Annotated in this window: 18 protein-coding genes; 4 read left to right on the forward strand and 14 right to left on the reverse strand. The window is 63.5% G+C overall.

What is annotated here, in order from left to right:
* A partial coding sequence (locus R3X27_RS22985; protein ID WP_317711250.1) for a PaaI family thioesterase occupies positions 1-408 on the reverse strand: 408 nt, incomplete at its 3' end.
* 152 nt (positions 409-560) lie between these two features.
* Positions 561-1,580: a LacI family DNA-binding transcriptional regulator gene (locus R3X27_RS22990; RefSeq protein ID WP_317711251.1), complete on the reverse strand. Its 1,020-nt coding sequence runs from the start codon at positions 1,578-1,580 to the stop codon at positions 561-563.
* A 498-nt stretch (positions 1,581-2,078) separates the two neighbouring features.
* Between R3X27_RS22990 and R3X27_RS22995 the strand changes: the two genes are divergently transcribed.
* Both R3X27_RS22995 and R3X27_RS23000 read left to right on the forward strand, forming a co-directional pair.
* Complete coding sequence (locus R3X27_RS22995) at positions 2,079-3,674, forward strand: fucose isomerase (RefSeq protein ID WP_317711252.1); 1,596 nt, start codon at positions 2,079-2,081, stop codon at positions 3,672-3,674.
* A 66-nt stretch (positions 3,675-3,740) separates the two neighbouring features.
* Entirely contained in the window at positions 3,741-5,150 is a 1,410-nt protein-coding gene (locus R3X27_RS23000) for an FGGY-family carbohydrate kinase (RefSeq protein ID WP_317711253.1), read from the forward strand.
* 149 nt (positions 5,151-5,299) lie between these two features.
* Here R3X27_RS23000 and R3X27_RS23005 read toward each other — a convergent pair whose 3' ends face one another.
* The 5 genes from R3X27_RS23005 to R3X27_RS23025 all read right to left on the reverse strand — a co-directional run bounded on the left by R3X27_RS23005 (position 5,300) and on the right by R3X27_RS23025 (position 10,485).
* A complete protein-coding gene (locus tag R3X27_RS23005; RefSeq protein ID WP_317711254.1) occupies positions 5,300-5,665 on the reverse strand; it encodes a hypothetical protein in 366 nt (121 codons plus the stop codon).
* Positions 5,666-5,886: 221 nt separating this feature from the next.
* Positions 5,887-6,831: an ABC transporter substrate-binding protein gene (locus R3X27_RS23010; protein ID WP_317711255.1), complete on the reverse strand. Its 945-nt coding sequence runs from the start codon at positions 6,829-6,831 to the stop codon at positions 5,887-5,889.
* A 75-nt stretch (positions 6,832-6,906) separates the two neighbouring features.
* Entirely contained in the window at positions 6,907-7,908 is a 1,002-nt protein-coding gene (locus R3X27_RS23015) for an ABC transporter permease (RefSeq protein WP_317711256.1), read from the reverse strand.
* On the reverse strand, positions 7,905-9,431 hold the full coding sequence (locus R3X27_RS23020; RefSeq protein WP_317711257.1) for a sugar ABC transporter ATP-binding protein: 1,527 nt from the start codon (positions 9,429-9,431) through the stop codon (positions 7,905-7,907). Before R3X27_RS23020 ends, R3X27_RS23015 begins: the two co-directional genes overlap by 4 nt.
* Before the next feature lie 622 nt (positions 9,432-10,053).
* Positions 10,054-10,485: an RbsD/FucU family protein gene (locus R3X27_RS23025; protein ID WP_317711258.1), complete on the reverse strand. Its 432-nt coding sequence runs from the start codon at positions 10,483-10,485 to the stop codon at positions 10,054-10,056.
* A 517-nt stretch (positions 10,486-11,002) separates the two neighbouring features.
* Between R3X27_RS23025 and aldA the strand changes: the two genes are divergently transcribed.
* Together aldA and R3X27_RS23035 are read left to right on the forward strand one after the other, a co-directional pair.
* On the forward strand, positions 11,003-12,436 hold the full coding sequence (gene aldA / locus R3X27_RS23030; RefSeq protein ID WP_317711259.1) for an aldehyde dehydrogenase: 1,434 nt from the start codon (positions 11,003-11,005) through the stop codon (positions 12,434-12,436).
* 751 nt (positions 12,437-13,187) lie between these two features.
* Positions 13,188-14,231, forward strand: coding sequence for an AraC family transcriptional regulator (locus R3X27_RS23035; RefSeq protein ID WP_317711260.1), 1,044 nt, complete (start codon positions 13,188-13,190; stop codon positions 14,229-14,231).
* Between the two features lie 187 nt (positions 14,232-14,418).
* Here R3X27_RS23035 and R3X27_RS23040 read toward each other — a convergent pair whose 3' ends face one another.
* From R3X27_RS23040 to R3X27_RS23070, 7 genes are all read right to left on the reverse strand, one after another.
* Positions 14,419-15,573, reverse strand: coding sequence for a porin (locus tag R3X27_RS23040; protein WP_317711261.1), 1,155 nt, complete (start codon positions 15,571-15,573; stop codon positions 14,419-14,421).
* Positions 15,574-16,270: 697 nt separating this feature from the next.
* Positions 16,271-18,352, reverse strand: coding sequence for a bifunctional sugar-binding transcriptional regulator/dihydroxyacetone kinase subunit DhaK (locus R3X27_RS23045; RefSeq protein WP_317711262.1), 2,082 nt, complete (start codon positions 18,350-18,352; stop codon positions 16,271-16,273).
* Complete coding sequence (gene dhaL, locus R3X27_RS23050; RefSeq protein WP_317711263.1) at positions 18,352-19,002, reverse strand: dihydroxyacetone kinase subunit DhaL; 651 nt, start codon at positions 19,000-19,002, stop codon at positions 18,352-18,354. Before dhaL (R3X27_RS23050) ends, R3X27_RS23045 begins: the two co-directional genes overlap by 1 nt.
* 45 nt (positions 19,003-19,047) lie before the next feature.
* On the reverse strand, positions 19,048-19,689 hold the full coding sequence (gene dhaL, locus R3X27_RS23055) for a dihydroxyacetone kinase subunit DhaL (RefSeq protein ID WP_317711264.1): 642 nt from the start codon (positions 19,687-19,689) through the stop codon (positions 19,048-19,050).
* The gene (locus R3X27_RS23060; protein WP_317711265.1) at positions 19,689-20,693 is read right to left on the reverse strand and encodes a dihydroxyacetone kinase subunit DhaK; all 1,005 of its coding nucleotides are present in this window, start codon (positions 20,691-20,693) and stop codon (positions 19,689-19,691) included. The genes dhaL (R3X27_RS23055) and R3X27_RS23060 overlap by 1 nt, the downstream gene beginning before the upstream one ends.
* Before the next feature lie 81 nt (positions 20,694-20,774).
* Entirely contained in the window at positions 20,775-21,803 is a 1,029-nt protein-coding gene (locus R3X27_RS23065; RefSeq protein ID WP_317711266.1) for an ABC transporter permease, read from the reverse strand.
* On the reverse strand, positions 21,800-23,413 hold the full coding sequence (locus R3X27_RS23070) for a sugar ABC transporter ATP-binding protein (protein WP_317711267.1): 1,614 nt from the start codon (positions 23,411-23,413) through the stop codon (positions 21,800-21,802). The genes R3X27_RS23065 and R3X27_RS23070 overlap by 4 nt, the downstream gene beginning before the upstream one ends.
* Positions 23,414-23,475 lie beyond the last annotated feature (62 nt).

The raw sequence follows: 23,475 nt of genomic DNA on the forward strand, positions 1-23,475 counted from the left end.
CTGGAGCATGGCCACCGGTTTGAGCGTTCCGTTCTGATCCACCAGAACCTCCGCGCCGACGACAAAGAGCCGCCGTCCGGGTTTGATCACATAGCCGCGCGCGATGAGCCTGTCGCCTTTGGCCGGGGAAAGAAGGTTGATCTTTATCTCGACCGTAAGCACGTCCGCCTCCGCCGGCATCATCGACAGCGCAGCATAACCGGCGGCAACATCGCCCAGAGAAAAGGTCAGGCCGGCATGAGCGAAGCCATTCTGCTGCTGCGCTCCGGGCAGTATCGGCGCCAGAACCTCAATCTTGCCTGGCGACATCTCGCCCAGTTCGGCACCCAGCGTCTTCATCAGACTCTGTGCGTCGAAACTCTTGCGGATCTTGTCCACGATTTGCGGTTCGAGTGGTGTCTCTGTCATCCGGCACTCCCTGCTCCGCGCCGGAGTGTGCGATGAGTAAATTGGTCTTGTCTATGCCCCCCGTCGCGTGTCGGGTGATCCTGGTGTTCCAGGGGACGGTCGGCGGGGGGGCGACGGTGTCTCTTCCGGTACTGTGAGGGAGAGCGGTTGCCCTATCCTCGCTGTGCCGCCGGTCGACCCGTTGTTTCACCGGGAACGAACGTTGGCGCGAAGGCTTCAGACCGCGGTTCGATTGCGGCATTCGGATCTTCGAGCCGTTCAAGAAGCCACGTCGCAGCGCGAATGGCCATCTCCCGCGCGGGTTGCGCCGCGTGGGTCACCCTCGGACGCAGGACATCGCCCCAGGGCGCTTCGTCGATACAGCAGATCGAGAGATCGTCGGGACAGCGAAAGCCCAACTCCTGAGCCGCCTGAAGTGTTCCGATCATCATCTCGTTATTGGCGGCGATGATCGCCGTGACCGGGCGTGCGTCACACAGGAGTTTCATTGACGCGCGATGGCCGCCGTCGCGGGTATAGTTGCCGGACACCAGAGTGTCCGGGTCGATCGGCAACCCCTGGGAGTCCATCGCCTTGCGAAAGCCCAGCTCGCGCTCATTCGTGGTCCAGAGGCCCGGTTCGCCACCGATATAGGCAATGCGCCGATGCCCGAGGCCGAACAGGTGGCGTGTCAGGATTCCGACCGCGAGGCGATTGTCCAGTCCGACGAAATCATATCCCGCATCCGGGATCTGGTGGTCGTACAGCACCACCGGTACGCCCGCCTGGTCGAGCTGCGGCAGCAATGCGCGGGTCTGCTGGGTCGGGGAGATCATCACGCCGGTCACCCGTTGCGCGATCAGCTGCCGGATCACGGCGGTCTCGTCGCTGGCCAGGCCGGACTTGTCCGACAGGGTCAGCAGGTAGCCCTTCTCAAAGGCGCGATGCTCGAACTCGGCCAGGAACATCTGCGAGAAATAGTTCCGGATGTCGGAGACGATCAGGCTGACAAACGGGCTTCGGCCCTTGCGCAGGCTCTTGGCGATCGGATTTGCGACATAGCCCGTGCTCTCGGCAGCTTCGATGATTTTTCGAAACGTTTTGCTGCTGACCCGTTCCTTCTGGTTCAGCGCCAGGGAGACCGTCGAAACAGAGACGCCTGCGACCTTTGCTACATCCCGGATCGTGGCCATGCCGTTCATTCCCCTTTTATTCTTTCCTTTATGGATGCCTATCGCGAAAATCCCCCGATGGCAATTCTGATCACGGCAAACAGCTCCCCGTCGCGTCACCTGCGTTGAGCATTGACATCAATCTTCCCCTGGGGTTTTCTGTTGATAGAAACGTTTCGATTTTCGTTTCGACATCGATTCGTCGCATGAAAGGCTGGTGCCTGTGGGTTGCTGCCGGACCGGGCATTCGCGCCTGGTTGGCCGGCCTGATCGCGCGGCAGGGATGACATGGCGGAGACCAGGAGGAGGGATGATGCCGTGTTCGCAGGAGGCGGATATCGGGCGCAGGCTGTGCCGAGCACCGGGACGTCCGCCATCTCAGAGTGACCACAGCCGGCCCCGGCCGCGACGCCCGATCTGATCGGGGGCAGCCCCCTGAACCGGGCGGGCAAATGGGATTTGGTGCCGCAGCCATGGACGTTGCGACCCAATTGGAAGAGGAGCCAAGAGGGAATACCGATGAAAGACATCGTTCTTGTAGCCAATGGAGACCTGCGCGAAAGCGCGAATATCGTTTGCTGGCCCGCCCAGAAGGCGATGGAGCAACGCCTGATGGAGGTGGTCGCCGCTAAGGGGCGGACCATCACCCGGGGGCATCCGGAGAAGCCGCAAGGCCACGGGTTTATCGGCAGCCAGCGCGAGGGCATGGACGTCTTCGCCGGGATCGACCCGGACGCGCCGCTGATCGTCGCCGAGGCGGTCTGGCAGTATTCGCACCATATCCTTGCCGGTCTCTATCACCACCGCGGACCGATCCTGACGCTCGCCAACTGGTCCGGGCAATGGCCGGGGCTTGTGGGGATGCTCAACCTCAACGGCTCGCTGACCAAGGCAGGGGTCGCGTATTCCTCCATCTGGAGCGAAAATTTCGACGATCCCTTCTTTGAGGCCGCACTCGATGAATGGCTCGACACCGGCAAGATCACCCATGAAACCGATCACGTTACCCCTTGCCCGGACATCGCGCTTCCGGCAGGCGACGCGGCCATCGTGAAAGGCATCGTGGACTCGCTTCTGCGCGAGAAGACCATCATGGGCGTGTTCGACGAGGGCTGCATGGGCATGCATAACGCCATCATCCCCGACGAACTGCTGCTGCCCATGGGGATCTTCAAGGAACGGCTGTCGCAATCGGCGCTCTACTATGCCGCGACGCAGGTTCCCGACGAGGAGGCTCGCGCGGTCTATGACTGGTACCTGGCCAAGGGGCTGACGTTCCACCTTGGCGACAACCACGAAGAAGACCTGACCGAGGCGCAGGTGCTGGACCAGTGCCGGATGTATATCGCCGCCGTGCGCATTGCCGACGAATACGGCTGCGAGGCCATCGGGATCCAGTATCAGCAGGGCCTGAAGGACCTTCTGCCGGCCTCCGATCTCGTCGAGGGCACGCTCAACAGCTCCGAACGCCCGGATGTGACCGGACCGAATGGCGTGATCCGCAAGGGCGAGCCGATCACGCATTTCAACGAGGTCGATGAATGCGCTGGCCTCGACGGGCTGCTGATCAATCGCCTGCACAAGGCGCTTGGCCAGCCGGTCGAGAATACGTTGCATGACCTGCGTTGGGGCGGTCCGGACGAAAGCGGAAGCACCGATGCGTATGTCTGGGTCTTCCTGATCTCGGGCGCTGTTCCGGCGGAACACAACGAGGGTGGATGGGCCGGCAGCCAGAGCTTCCGCCAGCCGCCGATGTATTTCCCCAATGGCGGCGGCACGCTGCAGGGCGTGGCCAAGCCGGGCGAGATCGTCTGGTCGCGGATCTTCGTGGAAGGTGGCGCGCTGCACATGGATATCGGGCGCGGACAGGCGATCTCCCTGCCCGAGGAAGAAACGCAGCGCCGGCTCGACGCCACGACGCCGCAATGGCCGATCATGCATGCCGTGCTGACCGGGGTCGACCGGGACCAGATGATGGCCCGTCACAAGGCGAACCATATCCAGCTCGCCTATGCGACCTCCGCCGAGGAGGCTGACCGCGCCATGATGACCAAGGCTGCGCTTGCCAAGGAGCTTGGCATGACTGTCAGCTTCTGCGGCGTGACGCCCGCCTGATCCAAAGAAGGAGCGCTGGCCCTCGCTGGCGCTCCCGTCGATATCCTGCGGGAAAGGAGCGGGCCCATGGCCGTTGCCGTCTTCGACGTTGGGAAGACCAATGTAAAACTGCTTGTCGTCGGCCCGGACGGCGAGATCCTCGAGCGCTCCGGCATTGCCAATAGGGTGCTGCAGGACGGCGCCTTCCGTCGTCATGACCTCGGCGGGACTGAAGCCTGGTTGTTCGAGACCTTGGGCACGCTCGCCCAGCGACACAAGCTGGAGGCCTTCGTGACCTCGGCGCATGGGTCCGCAGGGGTGCCGGTGCGGCCGGACGACCTTGATCGGTCAGATCCAATCTGCCCCATGCTCGACTACGAGCAGGACATCCCCGACTGGCTGTGCGAGCAATATGAACAGGAGGGCGGCGGCTTCGAGGATCGCGGCAGCGCCATCCTGCACGGCGCGCTGCATCAGGCGCGGCAGTTGCTCTGGCTGGAGCGCGAGATGCCGGACGCCCTCGCGGCGGCCACGGACTATCTCTGCCTGCCGCAATACTGGGCCTGGCGTCTCTCCGGCGTGGCCGCGGCGGAGATCACCTATATGGCTGCGCAATCGGGGCTCTGGAATCTCACCGCGCAGCGCCCATCCGAGATCGTGACGCGGCGCGCCTGGACCCACTTCCTGCCACCCTTTCGCAAGGCATGGGAGAGCCTTGGCACGATCCGGCCCGAACTGGCGAAACGGTACGGGCTACCGGCGGACATGCGCATCCTGACCGGAATCCACGATTCCAGCGCCAATTTCTATGGCTACCAGGCGATGGGCTTCTCTGGCTTCTCGGTCGTCTCGACCGGCACCTGGATTGTCGGCATGTCTGACAGCACGCCTTTCGAGCGGCTCGACCCGGCGCGCGGCATGACCTGCAATGCCGATCCCGATGGCGGCGTGGTCGGCGGCGTGATGACCATGGGCGGGCGGGAATTCTCCGCCATCACCGGTTCGGAAAGCATGGATGTGCCTGCCTCCCCGGAAGCCGTCGCGCAGATGGTGGCGCGCGGCACCATGGCGCTGCCGACCTTTGGGGCGGATGACGGGCTCTTTCCCGGCACGGCCGGTCGGGGCCGGATCGTGGGCACGGTGCCGAAAGGCGAGGTCGAGGCCAAGTCGCTCGCCATCCTGCAATGCGCGCTGCTCTCCTCGCAATGCCTCGAAGCGCTTGGCAAGAGCGGGACTGTGCTGCTCGACGGCGCCTATATCCGCGACCCGCTCTTTGCCGGTCTCATGGCCGCGCTGAACCCGGATGCGCAGGTCTTCGTCAATGCCCGGGCCGACGGCGTGGCGCTCGGCGCCGCACAGCTTGCGCATCACGGGCGCGGACCGCTCAGCGAGACCCAGCCCGCGCGCGCGGAGGCGCTCGCCATCCCCGAACTCGAATCCTATGCGTCGACATGGAAAGCGCGCGCCACACGCAATCGCAAGGAAACGCAGGCATGAAACATGAAGAGTTGCGTGCCGCCATCGGCCACACAGCGCAAGAGATGACCCGAGTGGGAAGATGAGCTTCGGTCAGGCGCCGAATGACGAGGCCGATTGCGTTTGGTGACATTCAGCCCGGCTGCCATCCGGCGGTCGGGTTTTTTCTGTCAGCATCCGCCAGGCAGCGACTTGACCGTGCAGCCGGACCACTCATCCGCGTGTCCGCAATCAAGCAGGACCGAAACTGCGCCATCTACCGACAGGGTCGTGCGATAGAGCTTCATCTGGGGATGTCGCAGGGACAGCTTCCACGTCCCCGGCGCGAGACTGTCAAAGCGGGCTGCGCCGGCGACCGGTTGCCCCGAGCGCGCCTGCTGGCCGCTGGCCGCCAGCCGGATCCGGGTCTCCGACCCAGCCGGCCGGTCGTTCACCGTGACGCGCAGGCACAGCTCGGCTGCGGCGCCCGGAAGGGATGAAAGGCAAAGAAGCATGCAGGCCGTCGCCATGCTGCGGGTAAGGAGCAATCGGGTCATGGAACCTCCCGTGTCTGGTCGTCTTCCTGCCTAGAGACAACACGGGCAGCCCGATAGCCCTCCCGGCCGTTTGGGGACGGTGCTGGAGAACACCTTCTGCCACAATCGCGTGAGGCGCCGAAGCGCAAAAGAAAGCCCCCGCCGGAGTCCGGCGGGGGCAGGCAAGCTCATGAATGGCCGGCTGGGGAAGAGATATCAAGTCCGGCCGAGCTGCTGTTCGATCAGTCGTAGAGCACCGCGGCGATCTTCGGGTCGTCGATGGTATCGGCATCGTAGTAGTAGAAGCCGGTGTCGATCTCGGACTCGATTTTCTCGCCGCGCGCGGCCATGACAGCCGCCTTGACGGTCTCGTAGCCGATGCCGACCGGGTTCTGGGTGATCGCGCCGGCCATCAACCCGCTGCGGATTGCGTCCTTCTGGGCCTTTCCGGAATCGTAGCCGATGATCACGAGATCTTCCTTGCCCATCTCGCTCACACCGTTGACCACGCCGATGGCGGAGCCTTCATTGGTGCCGAAGATGCCGTTCAGGTCCGGGTTGGCGGTCAGGATGGCCTTGGTCAGCTCGGTGGATTTGAGCTGGTCGCCAGCGCCGTACTGAACGGTGACAACCTCGATATCCGGGTAATCCGCCTTGATCTTGTCAAGGAAACCATCGCGGCGCTCGATGCCTGTGCGGCTGGTCTGGTCATGCGCAACCACGGCGACCTTGCCCTTGCCGCCGATGAACTCGGCCATCTTCTCGGCAGCCAGCGCTGCGGCGGCCACGTTGTTGGTCGCGGCCGTGGCGAGCGGGATATCGCTGTCGACGCCGCTGTCGAAGGCGACGATCGGGATGCCAGCCTCGTCGGCGTCGCGCAGCAGCGGGATCGCGGCCTGGCTGTCCAGGGCGGCAAAGCCGATGGCGGCGGGCTTGTTGGCGAGCGCTGCGGCGAGCATGTCGATCTGCTTGTCGACCATGGTTTCGTTGTCCGGGCCTTCAAAGGTGATCTTCACACCCAGCTCTTCGGCGGCCATTTCGGCGCCGGACTGCACGGCTTGCCAGAACTGGTGCTGGAAGCCCTTGGAGACGAGTGCCACATATTCGCCTTCGGCGATGGCTGCGGTGGTGCCGGAGAGCAGCGTGGCGGCTGCGATGGTGCCAAGGATCGTACGACGTGAGAACATGGTTTCCTCCACTTTTCGATGTTCATCGTTTCGGGTCGTCCCGGCGGCCTCCCACCGCCGGACCGGATCGTTCGCTTATTTCTTGCGGGACATGTCGGCATAGACTGCCAGGATGATGATCGCGCCTGTGGCGACGGTCTGCCATTCTTGGGCGACGGACATGACCCGAAGGCCGTTGGTCAGGACCGACATGATCAGCGCGCCGATCAGGGTCCCGAGGATGGTGCCGCGCCCGCCGGCCAGCGAGGTGCCGCCGATGACGACCGCGGCGATGGCTTCAAGCTCGTAGCCGAGGCCGAGCGCGGGCTGGGCAGAGTTGAGGCGCGAGGCGATGAGAACGCCGGCCACGCCGCAGATCGAGCCCGCAAAGGTGTAGATGGCGATCTTCCAGCGGTCGGCATTGACGCCGGAGAGACGTACGGCCTCCTCGTTGGAGCCGAGCGCGTAGGTGTAGCGGCCCAACACGGTCTTGCTCAGCACATAGGCGGTGCCGATGGCGACCAGGAACAGGATCAGCACGCCATTGGGGATCGGCAGGCCGGGGATGATATTTTCGATGAGTGAGCCGCGCGAGATCTCGCTGAAGCCCGGCGTGTCGTTGAAATAGATCGGGCGGGTGCCGGAGATGACCAGCGACAGCCCCTTGAGGATCAGCATCATGCCCAGCGTGGCGATGAAGGGCGGGATCTTCATCTTGGCGACGAAGGTGCCCGAGCAGAAGCCGCAGAAGGCCCCGGCGCCGATGCCTGCGAGCACGCCGATGGGAAGTGGCAGGCCCCAATAGGTCAGGAACACGCCGCTGATTACCGCGCAGAAGGTCATCATCGTGCCGATCGAGAGGTCGATGCCGCCGGTGATGATGATCAACGTCACGCCGATTGCGAGTACGCCGATGACGCTCGTCGCCTGCAGGATGGCGATCATGTTGGACATCTGCATGAAATTCGGCGAACCCAGCGAGAAGCCGATCAGCAGCATGATGAGGCTGGCGAAGGCCAGCAATTTCTGATGCGCGCCGGACTTGATGAGCCCGGCCAGGAAGCCGCCTTCCTTCTTGACGTCGACTGAGGCTGTCATTGCATATTTCCCGCGTTCTGTTGTGTCGTCTCGCGTTGCGTCGCGAGGGTCATGATGTCTTCCTGGCTGGTCTCTTCACCGCCCGGCAGGATGCCGGTGACGCGGCCCTCGCACATCACCAGGATGCGATGGCTCAGGCGCATGACCTCCGGAAGCTCGGAGGAGATCATGATCACGGCCTTGCCGCGCGCGGTCAGGTCCTCGATCAGCTTGTAGATCTCGGCCTTGGCGCCGACATCGATGCCGCGCGTCGGCTCGTCGAAGATGAAGATGTCGCAATCGCGCAGAAGCCATTTGCCGACGACGATCTTCTGTTGGTTGCCGCCCGAGAGCAGCCGGACTTCCTGATGGATCGAGGGCGTCCGGATCTTGAGCTTGTCGACCATGTCGGATGTGGCCACGTCGATCGCTGGCTCGTTCAGCACGCCGGTCGAGGAGGTGAAGCGTTCTAGGTTCGGCATGACGGTATTCGCGGCCACATCCATCGTGACGGCGAGGCCGTAGCGTTTGCGGTCCTCGGAGAGATAGCCGATCCCGGCCTTCACGGCGTCATAGGGCGAGGTGATCCTGGTCGTTTCGCCCGCCACAAGGATCTCGCCGGCCTCCAGCGGGTCCGCGCCGAAGATCGCCCGCGCCACCTCGGTGCGCCCGGCGCCCATCAGCCCGGCAAAGCCCAGAACCTCGCCCTTGCGCAAATCGAAGCTCACATCGCGGATCTCCTTGCCGCGTGTCAGCCCGCGGACCTCCAGAGCCACCGGGAACTCCGACAGATCCGGCACCACGAGCGGTTCGTGATTCACTTCACGGCCCACCATCATGGCGATGATCTTGGCGACTGGTGTCTCCTTGGCCTCGACCGTGCCGACATATTGACCGTCGCGCATGATCGTCACGCGGTCGGCGATCCGCTTCAACTCGTCCATCTTGTGGCTGATATAGATGATGCCGTGGCCCTTGGCCTTCAGCTCGTTGATGATGACGAAGAGATCCGCAATCTCGGCATCGTTCAAGGCCGCCGTCGGCTCGTCCATGACGAGGATTTCGGAATCGAAGGAAAGCGCCTTGGCGATCTCGATCATCTGCTGCTTGGCGATGGTCAGATCCCCCACCAGCACGGCGGGGTCGAGATCGAGATGCATGGCGGCGAAAAGCTCGGCGGCCTGTCGGTTCATCGCCGCGTCATCGATCCGGCCAAGCGAGCGGCGCGGCTCGCGGCCGATGAAGATGTTCTGAGCGGCCGAGAGGTCGTTCATCAGACTAAGTTCCTGGTGAATGATCCCGATGCCGAGCGCCTGCGCTTCGCGCGGCCCCACCGGCTCCTCGGACTTGCCGCGGATCAGGATCTCGCCGGCATCTTTCTTGTAGATCCCGGACAGGACCTTCATCAGCGTCGACTTGCCCGCGCCATTTTCGCCCATCAGGGCGTGAACCTCGCCTTTGCGGAGTTCGAGTTGCGCATCCTTGAGGGCCTGCACCCCGGGGAAGCCCTTGTCGATGCCGATCATCTCGACAATCTTGTCCATTTATGCGCTCCAACTTTCGCCTCACGGGGCGTCGGGCGGGTGCATCAGAATCGTAACTGGGGGCATCGGGTCATGGACAGAAAGACCCCGGCGACGCTGTCGCCCGGACTGTCGGTGAACCTGTTGTCTCCTCCCAAGGTACGAAACTGGAGCCCTCCTCAAAGCCCCGTCTTCTGCCCCCGCCGCTTCGTTGTCGAAACGACTGGAGCAATTTCGAACCGGTTCGATGCCATGTGAACATTGCTTCTGCCTCATGTCAACACTCGGAGATGATCTGCCGCAGCGTCCGCGGAGTCGGGCTTCTCGGAGGGGGTGGTTCTCCGTCAAGTGGTGTTCAAATATAATACTAAAAATCAAATAGTTAAATCAGTGTTGCGTGAGTCCGGTTGTTTCGTGTTGGTGTCTGCGCGGTTTCGTGGGTCCGAATTCGGGTGGGCATGTCTTCGGAGGGGGTGGGCTGAAGCAAAAAATCGAAACGATGCGATTTATGGCGATTCGACGGAAATGTCCGGCGAGTGTGCCCATGGTCCTCTTGCGTCGGTCGAGGGGCGTGTGGCTGCCGCCGGTGTGCAATGCGTCGATGCATCGGCCGCCAGCGCCTGCTGGCGACCGGACGGCTGTCTCAGGGCTGCACGACGCCCTTGATCAGCATGATGTTGCCGTAGAGTCGGCCTTCGCCAGTTTGCAGGATGGCGAAGGCGTCTCGCGCCTTTTCATAGAAGGCGAACCGCTCGATAGGGCCGATATGGGAGGGTGTGTCCGCCGAGGTGTCAATCACCGACTGGAAGTCCGCCACCGCGTCCGGAATGGCCTCCGGGTCGCCCACGACCTCCATGGAGAAGGCGGCCGGGGCGGACATGTGGTCGAGCGGCATGACGGAGAGCACCGCTTGCAACATGCGGGTGGCCGAGAGGCCGTCGGCACGCACGAGGCGTTGGGCGCAGGCCTCCGCCGGGAAATTTGCATCCACGATGGCAATCACGTCGCCATGTCCCATGGCGCGCAGGACGCGCAACAAGTCGGGGGAGAGGGCGGGGTCGAGTCCGATAAGCATGGGGGCTCCAGTCAAGGGGTTCGAGGGAGGGTGCGGGGCGAGGGCAGGGGCACCGTCCGCGCCGCGGTTGGAAGATGCTGACCCGCGCTCGTGATGTTCATGCCTGGGGCGATGGCCTGCCGCTCATCAGCGCAACCGTCAGAGGTGGCGGCTTGCGGGCGCCGCCCAAGGGGGTGAATCCAGCGCGTTGACGGTAGAGGTGTGCAATCCTGTCGGATCTCAGTCATCGATCCCTCCCAGATCTCTGATGAGCGGTTGTGATCTTCCGTCGTCTCGCGAACGCGATCGTTCGAAACGTTTCGAGAAAAAGGCTATGAACGATCTTGTTTCCTGTCAAGATCGAGCGCGCATATGGAGTAGGTGGAGGAATTCTGGCTTTTATGTAAAGATTACTGTCCAACCTGCCCTTCCGCGACCAATCGACATCCGAAAATCGAAACATTTCGAATCCTTCTTGCATTGCGCCCGTTTTTCAAACCATCTTGTGGCAGGACACACGCCTATTTGGGAGGATGGCATGACCAAACAGCACAAGAACTACATCAATGGTGCTTTCATCGATCCGACGGGAACGATGATTCCGGTGGACAACCCTGCAACCGGCGCGGTGCTTTCGGAGATCCCGGACACGCCGGTCGAACAGGTCGATGCCGCCGTGGAAGCAGCCAAGGGGTCGCAGCGTGCCTGGGAAGCGCTGCCGGCCATCGAACGCGCGGGCTATCTGCGCGCGATCGCGGCGAAGATCCGGGAGAACGTGCCCGAGATCGCCAAGACGATTGTCGAGGAGCAGGGCAAGGTCATGGGGCTGGCCGAGGTCGAGGTCGGCTTCACCGCTGATTACATGGACTACATGGCCGAATGGGCGCGTCGCATCGAGGGCGAGATCATCACCTCTGACCGGCCGGGCGAAAACATCTTCCTGTTCCGGCAGGCGATCGGTGTCATTGGCGGCATTCTGCCGTGGAATTTCCCCTTCTTCCTGATCGCCCGCAAGCTGGCGCCGGCGCTGGTGACCGGCAATACCATCGTCATCAAGCCGTCCAAGGAAACCCCGAACAACGCGGCCGCCTTCATGGACCTCGCCGCGCAGGTCGGCCTGCCCGATGGCGTGGTCAACATGATCTACGGTCATGGTTCGACCACCGGCAACGCGCTCTGCGACAACCCGGATGTCGGGATGCTGAGCTTTACCGGTTCTGTCGATACCGGCGTCCGGATCATGGAGGCCGCAGCCAAGAACATCACCAAGGTGAACCTGGAGCTTGGCGGCAAGGCACCGGCAATTGTCTGCGCGGATGGCGATCTCGAGCTTGCGGCCAAGGCGATCACCGCCAGCCGCGTGATCAATTCCGGACAGGTCTGCAACTGTGCCGAGCGGGTCTATGTCGAGCGCGCCGTGGCCGACGAGTTCATGGCACTGCTGTCCAAGCACATGTCGGCGAGCACCTTCGGGAACCCGCTCGAGGATCAGAGCGTGGATTACGGCCCGATGATCAACAAGGCCGGCCTGGACAACGTGGCCGGGCTGGTCGAGCGCGCCAAGGCCGCTGGGGCCGAGGTCGTGACGGGCGGTGAGATCGCGGATCTGGGCGCCGGGAACTACTACCAACCCACCGTTCTGGCCGGTGTCGCGCAGGACAGCGAGATCATGCAGACCGAAGTCTTCGGTCCGGTCCTGCCGGTCAATGTCGTCGATGATCTGGAGCAGGCGATTGTCCGGTCCAATGACAGCGATTTCGGCCTGACTTCGTCGATCTACACCCGCGATATCGGGGCCGCCATGAAGGCTTGCCGCGAGATCAAGTTCGGCGAGACCTATATCAACCGCGAGAACTTCGAAGCGATGCAGGGCTATCATGCCGGCGTCCGCAAGTCCGGCATCGGCGGCGCGGATGGCAAGCATGGTCTCTACGAGAACACGCAGACCCACGTGGTGTATCTGCAAAGCTGAGCCGGGCTTCGCCCGCAGCCGGTGTGGCCGGACCGGGCCACCCTCCGGAATGAAGACGCGCATCGTCAAGGCCGCCGGGAGGCGGCCTTGTCCATTTGTGCTTCGGGAGGCGGGCTGCGTCATCTGTCGGCCAGTGGGTTGCGCATTCGAGACGCGCCGCTGGCACAATGACCGGGGGGCTGGAGCCGTTGGACGGGATGCCAGGTCCGCCGCCTGCTCTTGCCGCACCTCGCTGCAAGCCCCAGCACGCGCACAGTCATCCCTCATTGCAGACGAGCATCGGAGATTGATCACGGCTCATACCGGGGTCACGCCGACGGACCTTGCGCAGCCGTTGATTGCTGCTATAAAGTTGATAGCAAAATGCAAGCAAGTTGGTGGGAAGCAAAGTGGGGCACCCAAGAATGAGGGTCAGGCAATGCCTTCCAGGTCGCGGCAGAAACGTGCGCAGCCCCGTTGGAATTCGCAAACCTCGATTGCCATGGATCTCCGGGACACCCGCCGTGCGATCGAGATCGGATGCCGGGTCCTGCGATCAGGGACAACGCTGCGCCTTGGGGCCAGGCCACAGCGTAGGATCCCTTGAGCCGGTCGGGCCTTCCCGAACCCTGCAATCGCCAACTGTTTTCATCCGCCGTTCAGGAGAGGTCGCGCGCCGAAACCAGTCAGGTCTGCCCGGTCCCCGGCGCGACTTGCGCTGGTCGAGGGGCCGCTCGTGACGGAGGGTCGCAGCAGTCTGAAGGATCAAACTATGGCCGGACCCTTCCCGCCCCCATCGCGCCAGACCGATCTGCTTCATAACCCGGTACGCGCCAAGCAAATGATCGAACACCTGCGACGACAGGGACACCCGGTGGTGTGGCTGTTGCGCAAGGCGGGCCTTTGTCCGAAGGAGCTTGAGCAGGACACACCCTCGGTTCCTTTTCGAATGGTCGTGACGCTTTGGGAGGAGGCCGCGAGACTCACGGGAGACGACTTTTTCGGGCTGCACTTCGGCACCATGGAAAAGCCAAGCGTCGCCACCCCGCTCTTCTATTTTGTTCGCTCGGCTGAAACCGTTCTGCAATTGTCCGAGATGCTCACCCGCTTTGGCCAGGTCCTGGGGGCAGGTGTCGAATACTATCCCGAACGGCTTGAGACCCATGGTGAGCTCGCCTGGCGGATTCATGTTCCACCCGAAACAACCGGACGACAGACCGTCGAGCACTCCGTGGCTGACATCCTGACCGGCTTGCGGGTCGCCTCCGGTCAGAGAATCCATCCCAGGAAGGTGCTCCTGCAAAGCCCGTCGCCGCGGAAGACTTCGGAACTGCAGCGGGTTCTCGGTTGTCCGATTGAGTTCAACGCGCCCCACAACGCCATTCGTCTGCGGCCGTCAACGCTGGACCTTCCACTCCTGACCGCCGATCCCCACCTGAAGGCGCTTATGGCCGGCCATTGCGAGGCCATTCTGAGCAAGACGCAGGCGATTTCCCTCTCAAGGCAGGTGGAAATCCACGTCCTGAAGCACTCAGGGGTCTGCTGGCCGAGGCAGGTAGACGTTGCCCGCCATTTCGGCATGAGTTGCCGGTCCTTTGTGCGCCGGTTGTCGGACGAGGGCACACGTTTTCGGGAACTCTCCGCAAAGCTTCGCGAGGACCTTGCCTTGTCGCTTGTCCGCGAAACCGATCAGCAAATGGCTCAAATTGCCGGCAGGTTGGGGTATTCCGACTCCAGCGCATTCAGCGCGGCTTTCCGGCGCTGGCACGGGCAGTCGCCACGCCAGATGCGTGCGATTGCGCGCAAGTCCGCCTGATTCCATTTGCTAGGCGGGGCCTTCACGGCCCAAGGGAACGCTCTCGGGCGCCTCTTCGCGCCAAGATGGGATAGTCGGGGGAGGAATCGAGAAACCCTCCGCGACACGGAGGATCTCGGCGGTGACAGTGCTCCACCGCAGATGCTGAGGACGCCCTGGCGGACATCCTCAGCACGCAATCAGGGTCTCAGAACGTCATGCTCAGACCGAGCGAAAATGTCTCGCCGTCGAGGCCGATCTTGTTGTCGGTTCCGTTCCCGTTGAAGTCGCCCCTGGCGGTTGCTTCGCTGTTGCCGTAGCCAGCAAGAACCGACATGCCCCCTCCGAGATCATAACCGGCAGAGAGGCCCCAACCGCTTGTGTCGAGTTTCTCCCCATAGGTATTCTTGAAGGAGTGCTCGCCATAGTTGGCATGGAGCGAAACCTTGTCGAACGTGTAGCCGACGCCCAGGCCCCAGTAGTCGCCACTCTTCAGCTGGTCTCCGTCAAAGACCGTGTAGACCCCGCCGAAGGAGAAGCCGTTATCCATCTCGTAACCGATGCTACCGCCCCAGTTCGTGGTGTTGTCACCGAGATCGACAACCAGTTCGTATCTGTCGTTGCTGTTGTTATAGCGGAAAAGACCAGATTCCAGCGCGTCTCCCGGAGCGACCCCGATGGACGACAGTTTATCCGCGATGCTTTCCGCCTGCAGGTCGGTCAGCCCCAACCCGATCTCGCCGCGTCCTGCTGTCTCATAGCCGAGGCCGACTTTCAGTTGGCCGTCTCCCAGCCGAGGCGCATAGCTCAAACCCAAACCCCAGGACGGGTCGCGGCGGTCGCGCCCTTGTTCGCGCAGGGCGTAGTCGGATGCGTCGTCCATTTCGAGCGAAACTGCGAAGCCGAAGTCGCCCTGGCTGTAGTCGTAACGCAGGACCTGCCCGTCTTCGGACCCCTTGAGCCAGTCGTCCTGGAAGCCCCAATGGGTGGTCTCGTTATCCGCGATGGAGCCGGGACTTCCCCAGGCGTCGGTACCGAGGACCGCAAACTGGAAGGCCGAGTCGGTGTCGCCCATCGTCACGGTGCCGAAACCACCGCTGATGAAGACCTCGTAGCCGATATCGCCGGTCGTGTTTCCGAGGGTGTCCGCGTCGCTCAGGTCGACCGAGGCTCCAAATGAGAGCCCGTTTTCGGTCTGACCGGAGAAGATGAACTCGATATCGAGATCCTGGTAGAATTGTGTTGTTTCACCGGATCCCCCGGAGAATCCCAACTTGGCTTCCCCAAGCAAGGTTATTTCCGCCGCCGCCGCGCTGGCTGCCAGCATTGAACTCGTCGCAAGTGCTATGGTCCTGGCTTTCATCTCAGTCACCGTCCTTCAGTCGCCGTTTGATGATACGCACATAGGAATGACGGCCGTTTCCGACTTGGGAGAACGCGCCAGTGATCGGCGAAGCCGCGCCATTTCAGTGGGGGCACGCCGGTTGATGAACGGCCGCACAGTCCGTCAGATCCGCCTGGCGCTGCTGCCTGCGAGCTCCCGCTTGAGCAGGTCGTCACGGCAGGCGTTAAGGTCAGCTTTGGTTTAGGCCGGGACGTCCTTGTCGCCTCAGACGTCGGTGACACTGCCCCAGGATGCAACCGCGCTTTCTCCAGCAGGCGTTGCTCCAACCGCCAGCCCTTTGCACCGTGTGGTGGCAAGCGACGCGCCAAGTCTGAGCCCGTTTTCCCGCCCCGAGAAAACCATCCGACTGCAGACGGACTCCGTTTTGGGTGAGCCGCCCCATTTGAGTATCCGCGACGGTCAAGGGGCCTCTGGGGTCGATTTTCGCCTCTAATGTGGGTTGTGACAAACCCACCGTGGCACATCAGACGTCGTCGAGGGCGGTTACAGCATCAAAGCTCGACCCGCCCGCGCCGGATCTCAGCCTTGCAGTTTGGATCGAAGGGAAAGCGGGAGCCGTGCGACTATCGCCGCAAAGCGGATGATCCCGGGCGATGTCTTGAAATACCGGGATTGGCTGAGTTTGCGCGTCGCCGATCGCCATCACGCTCTGGCGTCACGCGATACGGAATGCCGGCGTGTCGCTTGGGTGGTCCAGCAGGTCCCTGAGCTGCTCGTCGAGATGCATCATCGTGACCGACATCCCGACCATGTCCAGGGACGTGCAGTAATGTCCCGCCCAACTTCGGGCAACGGATACTCCACGCGCCTTGAGACGTTGCCGTACTCTTCGACCGATAATGTAGAGCTCCATCAACGGCGTCGAACCAAGCGAGTTCAGCAGCAGCGCAACTTCATCTCCACGCGCAGGATCCATCTCCGACAGGATCCTGTCGACCACCAGATCGGCCGTGTCGTCGGCCGTTTCCACGCTCTGGCGCAGAACGCCAGGCTCACCGTGAACGCCGACTCCCACCTCCATCTCGCCATCCCCGAGAGTAAAGAGCGGCCGCCTTGTTTCCGGCAGCGAACAGGATTCCAGCGCCACGCCGACCGTGTAGGTTCGCCTGTTGGCCTTTCGCGCCAGCGACTCGACCTGGGGCAGCGGCAACATCCTGTCGCATGCCGCACCTGCAACCTTGAACACGAAGATATTCCCTGCAACGCCCCGCCGTCCGGAGCGATCTTCCGCCCCCGAGGAGGCAATGTCATCGGTCGTCACGACGGTGCTGACCTCGATCCCTTCCATCTGCGCCATTTCCGCCGCCATCTCGAAATTCATCACATCGCCGGAATAGTTGCCGAACAGGTGCAGCACGCCCGCACCCCGGTTCACCGCACGGGTGCAATCGAATATCGGGCCGGGGGGCGGCGAGGCGAAGACATTGCCGATCGCGACGGCATCCGCCATGCCACGCCCGACATAGCCGAGAAAACAGGGGTCGTGCCCAGAGCCACCGCCGATGACCAGCCCGACTTTGCCCTCCCGCGGGCCATTTCGCGCGATCAGGGCGCGATTCGACTCTCGTACAGGACGCAGAAAAGCGGCGTGCTCGGTGACCGCTCCCTCAAGGGCCTCGTCAACGGCATCGTCCGGTGCGTTGAGGAACTTCTTGACCGAGCTGCGCACGAGAACCGCCGTTCCCGTCCCTGATGCCTGGGGCGCCGCGGCGTGCGCGGTCTGGATGTCCCGTCCATCGGCACTGAGGATGCCAGCGCCAGTCACTGCATCGGTGATCAGGACGTTGACGAAGCCGCCCCGCAATGCAGCCAGAATTGCCGGAACCTTGTCGATCCCGGAAGCGATCGCGATGCGCTGTGGCGTTGACGCGATCTGCTCAAGCGAGATCCCGATGATCCGACCGTCCAGCGGACCGTCGACCTTGCGGCCCATGTCATCAATGTAGTGGCCGGCAATGGCCCCTACGGCACCGGCATAGGCATCGCGGAACTGCGGGTTGTCGTTCAGGAACCCGGAGCTGTAGAGGGTGGAGTTCGGTCTGAGCGAGGCAATCCCGAAGACGATCCGGTTCAGCTCTTCCAGGCTGGCGAGCTGCTCGCGCACCGGGGTTTCCTGCAACAGCATATCCCGCAGCTCTCGGCGCGACACGATGGCCGGCGCGGAGATCGGGATGCATTCCGCCCGGATCGCGGTCGCCATGGCGGTTGCGCAGGCCGCGGGTGTATAGGGCACATGGGCGCTGGTCGATCCGGTGGCCTGCACGACGCGCACATCCTGCAACCCGTCCACCGAGAGCCGCTCGGCCGCTGCCAGCACCGAGCGCCCCCAGCCCACGCCGATCGTGTCGCCAGGTTTGAATATGGAGCGCAGCGCCTGCGCGCCGCCGCTTCCCAGGCTCTCGAACGGGTTTCGCCCCCCGCCTTCGCCGGGAATGACGAGGCAGTCCTTGAGACCGAAATGTTCCTGGAGCGCTTTCGCGATCGAAAGGGAGCGCAGCTTTGCTGTTTCGATGGCGATATTGACGATACCGCGTGTCCTCGCATCCGCGAGATAGGAAATCACGGAGGCGCGCGAGACACCGATGATGCGCGCGATGTCGCTCTGGGTCAGGCCCTCTTCGTAATAGAGCCAGCTGGCCCAAAGCAGCAGGTCATCGCCGAAGCGGAGCGGAATCCCGCTGTCAGAACGCCCCGACACGGCCGCCGGGGCCGTTCCGGTTCCCGCTTTGGCGGCCATCAGCCGAGCCTCTGGGCGAGGATGTCGGAGAAGCTGTCAATTATGATCGCAGCGGAGGCGGCACCGGGATCGACATGGCCGATGCTGCGTTCGCCAAGCCGTGCCGCGCGCCCCTTGGACGCGATCATGCTCCTGGTGGCTTCTGTCGCGTGTCCGGCCACGGTCTTTACCTCGGCCAGGGTGTCACCGAGGGGCGCGCCCTTCGCGCGGGCGGCCTTGACCGCCTGCCCAACTGGCAGCCAGACATCCATCATCGTCTTGTCCCCGGCGACCGCCTTGCCACGGCTTCCGATCCCGTCGCCAAGGGCGACCAGGAGCATCGGCGCCTCCTGCGCGGGAAGCGACTCCCGTCCTTCCGCATAAGAGCCCGCCCGCAGCAGCCCGGAGGCATAGAGCGGGCCGGCTGTGGCGCCGACAGAATCAAGGAAGCTGCCAGCGCAGAGCGCGAAAAGCGTTGTCAGGTCGCTCGAGCCTGGCTCGACCTCGCCGAGAGCTCGGACAATCGCCGAGAAACCACGCACCATCGTGGTGCCGTGATCCCCGTCACCGATCTCGCCGTCAAGCTGTCCCAGATGCTCCGACGCACTCGCCAGGCGGGCCGAAGCCTCGCGCAGCACTGCCATGATGTCGTCAACACCTACTTCCGCCATGCGCCCATGTAGACCCGACAGTATTGGCGAGAGCAAGAGCATTCATCACCCGTCCAGACGGCGTTTCACTCCCTCGGCCAGGGCCGCGAGGATCAGGCTGCAGGAGGTCGCTCCGGCGTCGAGAACGCCTCGGGACCGCTCGCCCAGACGGGACGCCCGCCCCACCTTCGCGACCATGTCGACGGTAGAATCCCGCCCGGCCTCGGCCGCCGCGCGCATCGCGTCCAGCGCCTCGGCCATGGGCTTTCCATCCCCGATGGCGGATTTGTAGGCGTCCACGGCGGGCGAATAGGCGTCCAGCAGCGTCTTGTCGCCAACCTCCGCCGAGCCGATATCCTTCACCTCGTCGAGCCCGTTTTTCAGCATCTCGCCAAACAGGGCCGCGTCGACCTGCTCGGCCTCCTCGATGATCTCGGCCATGCCAAGGAACATCATCCCGTAGAGCGGCCCCATTGAGCCGCCGATCTCGTTCATCAGCACATCCGAGAGGACGGACATCGCCGCGTCGAGGCTTTCGCTGCCGTCAAGCTTCTCGGCCGCACGCCCGAAGCCCTTGGCCATGTTCACGCCGTGATCGCCATCGCCGATCTTGCCGTCGATCTCGGAGAGATAGGCCCTGTTCTCGACGATCACCCGCGCGATCTCGCCGACCAGTACGCCGGCGCCCGCATTCGCAAATTGATCCATCATCCTCTCCACTTGAAGCCGGGGGCCTCGGCTTCGACATCCAGAAGCCCCTTGAGTTCGTCGTCCAGCGCCATCACCGTCAGCGTCGCGCCGACCATTTCCAGCGAGGTGAAGTAATTGCCGACATAGGCACGGTAGACCTTCAGCCCGCGCGCCGCGATCTGGCTCTCTATCCGATCATAAAGGACGTAGAGTTCGTCCACCGGCGTCGCGCCGAGACCGGAGACCAGGACGGCCAGTTCGGTGCCCTCGGGCAGGTCGTGATCGTCGAGCACGATCTGCGTCATGTCGTCGGCGATCTCGTCGGCGGGTTTGAGATCCTCGACGCGTGTCCCCGGTTCGCCATGATGGCCGATGCCAACTTCCATCTTGCCCGGCTCGATCTCGAAATTCGGATGGCCTACGGCGGGCAGCGTGCAAGGTCCAAGACCAACGCCGACCGAGCGGCAGGCGTCGATGGCCTTCTGGGCCGCGCCCTGCACCTCTTCCAGCGAAGCGCCCGTCGAGGCCTTCGCGCCGCCGATCTTCCACATGAAGATCTCGCCCGCCACGCCGCGCCGCTTCGCGCGTTCTTCCGGCGGGGCCGAGCAGACATCGTCGTTGGCCACGACCGTGGCAATGGCGATCTTGTCCTTCTTGGCCAACCTGGAGGCCATCTTCACGTTCATATTGTCGCCGGCATAGTTGCCGTAAAGCACGGCCACGCCCGCGCCGCCATCGGCCGCCTTGATGGCGTCATGGAAGCTCTTTGCTGTCGGCGAGGAGAACAGCTCTCCCACCGCGACCGCATCGACCATGTTGCGCCCGGTATAGCCGATGAAGGCCGGTTCATGGCCCGAGCCTCCCCCGGTAACGATGCCGACGCGCCCCTCGGCGCCGGCGTGTTTGCTGATCAAGACACGTGCGTTGTCCGGGTCGAGACGAACGAGATCGTCATGCGCCTTGACGAAGCCACGGACTGTCTCGTCCACGATATCGTCGGGATTGTTGATGAACCGTTGCATTGGGTTGCGCTCCAATATTTTCGTTGTGGCCGGATTACCGGCCTGTTCAGACTGCCCGCCGGGATGTGCGGGCACGATTATTCACTTCTTCTCCGTCAGGGTGAAGAATAATCCGGCAAAGAGGATGAACCCGCCGAGGATCGCCGTCTGCCATGTCGAGGGAATGCCCACGAGGACGAGCACGTTATTGACCAGCGTGATGAGCAAAACGCCCAGCATTGTCCCGCCGACCGTGCCTGCGCCCCCGGTGATTCGCGCGCCGCCCAGCACGACGGCGGCAATCACCGCAAGCTCGCTGCCGGCGAGGTCGAACGGGTTTGCCAGCCGGTTGGCGGAGACATGCAGGATCCCCGCGATCCCGGCCAGCATCCCGGCGAAGGAAAAGACGAACAGCTGCACCCGCGGCACGCGGAAGCCGAGCCGCTCGGCGATCTCGGGCTTGCCGCCCACCGCATAGATGGCCCGGCCGATCAGGGTACGGTTGAGGATGACCCAGGTGACGCAGGCCGCAACGACAAGGATCAGCACATAGGCGGGCAGCTTCACCTCGAATTCCGAACTGTTGGTGATGGTCATGAGGTTGACCTGGCCGAACGCGTCCATGCTGACGGGAATGTTCATGAAGAGCGACGTGCCGATAAAGGTCAGCACGATGCCCCGGAAGGCATATTGGGTGCCGATGGTGACGATCAGCGCCGGCGCTTTCAGCCAGTTGACCAGCATTCCGTTGATCATGCCGCAAAGCGTTCCGCCGGCAGCGCCCATGACGAGGATCGGCAGGATGCCGAGATCGGGGGCGTAGTTCACCACGAATTTGGTCACCGAATACATCACCAGCGCGGCGATGGAGGCGAAGGAGACCTCCAGCCCGCCCGCGGCCAGCACGGTCAGCACGCCGAGCGCGAAGAGGCCACGCACGACCGAGGCGCGCAGGATGTCGAAGAGGTTCGCCACCTGCCAGAAGGAGGGATTGATTGCGCCGACCACGAGGCAGACGAGGCAGATCAGCAGCACCGGGAAGGCGATGGGGTTGCGCGCCAGCCATTCGATGGCCTGTGCGAAACGGTTTTCGCGGTCACGCGATGCGGTGCCGAAGGTGGTATCCGTCATGCCTGCGCTCCCTCACTTGCGTTGAGTTCATCGCCCTTGAGGCTCGCGCCCATTTCGACATAGAGCCGATCCTGCGTGATCTCGTCGGCCGGCACGACGGCCTTGATCCGTCCCTTCTGCATCACCGCGATCCGGTCGCAATTCTGCAGCAGTTCCGGCAGGTCGTCGCTGATGATCAGCACGCCCATGCCGGCCTCCGCCTGGGCCTGGATGATGCGATAGATCGTGTCCTTGGAGCCGACATCGACGCCCACGGTCGGCCCGTGCAGGATCAGCACCCGTGGCGCCGTGGCCAGCCAGCGGCCGATCAGCACCCGCTGCTGGTTGCCGCCCGAGAGCGACTTGACCGGGGCGCTGACATCCGGCGCGACGATCTGCAACTCGCGGCTCATGCGCTCGGCCTCTTCCACCGCGCGGCGCTTGTCGAGCAGGCCGAAACGGTTGCGAAGCCGGTCGAGAATACCCATCACCGTGTTGTCGAGGATCGGTTTTTCCAGGAACAACCCCTCGGTCAGCCGGTCTTCGGGCACGTAGCCGATCCCGGCCTGCGAGGCGTCATTCGGCACTGCGAGATGCAGCGCCTTGCCGTCCATCGTGATCGCGCCCGTATCGGCGGGCGCCACGCCGGCCAGCGCCTTGGCCAGCTCGTTGCGCCCCGAATCCAGCAGGCCGGTCACGCCGAGGATCTCGCCGCGCGCCAGCGTCAGGTCGACATCGCGGAAGCCGCCCCGCCGCCACAGTCCGCGGACCTCCAGCAGCGGCGTTTGCGCCGCGCGCGCCTCCCGGTAGCGGCCCTCTTCCAGTTCCCGCCCGGTCATGAGGAAACCCAGCCGGGCCTTGGAAATCTCGCCGATATCGCAATCGGCAACCATCTCGCCGTCGCGCATGACCAGCGCGCGGCCGCCGATCGCCTTGCACTCGTCGAGCTTGTGGGTAACGAAAAGCACCGCAACGCCCTCGCGCTGGAGCTTGCGCACCACCGAGATCAGGTTCTCGACCTCGAAGCGGGTCAACGCGGTGGTCGGCTCGTCCATGATCACGAAGCGCGCCTTGCCGGCGATGGCGCGGGCGATGGCGACAAGCTGCCGGGTCGCGATGGGCAGCCGGGAGACCTCGGTCTTGCGGAATTTCGCATCCGTGGGCAGCTCGACCGCTTCCAGCGCCTTGCGCGCTGTCCGCCGCAACTGCCCCGGCTTCAGCCAGCGGAACAGCCGGCCATTCGACTGCACGAGCTGCTGGCTCAGCCCGATATTCTCGGCCACGCTCAGGTTCGGAAGCAGGGAGAGATCCTGGTAGACGGTCTCGATCCCGGCGGCCAGGGCGCGGATCGGATCGAATTCCTGCTGTGCGGTCCCGTCGATCAGCAATTGCCCCTCGCTCTGGGGATGGGCGCCGGAGATCACCTTGATCAGGGTGCTCTTGCCGCAGCCATTTTCGCCGAGCAGGTGATAGATCTGACCGGGCTCGATCTTCATGTCGACTCCGCGCAGCGCATGCACGCCGCCGAACCGCTTGTGCAGGTTGCGCACTTCGAGGAAGGGCGCCTGCGCCTCGGACGCCGGGAACTCCACGACGTTGTCTTGTGCTTCCTGTGTTTCCGAGCCTGCCATTGCGCGTCGAAGCTCCTTCGCGTCCTTGCCTTAGCGATCGGCCCGGCGCCGCGCGGGCGCCG

This window comes from Tropicimonas sp. TH_r6, assembly GCF_033101155.1.
GTDB lineage: Bacteria > Pseudomonadota > Alphaproteobacteria > Rhodobacterales > Rhodobacteraceae > Tropicimonas.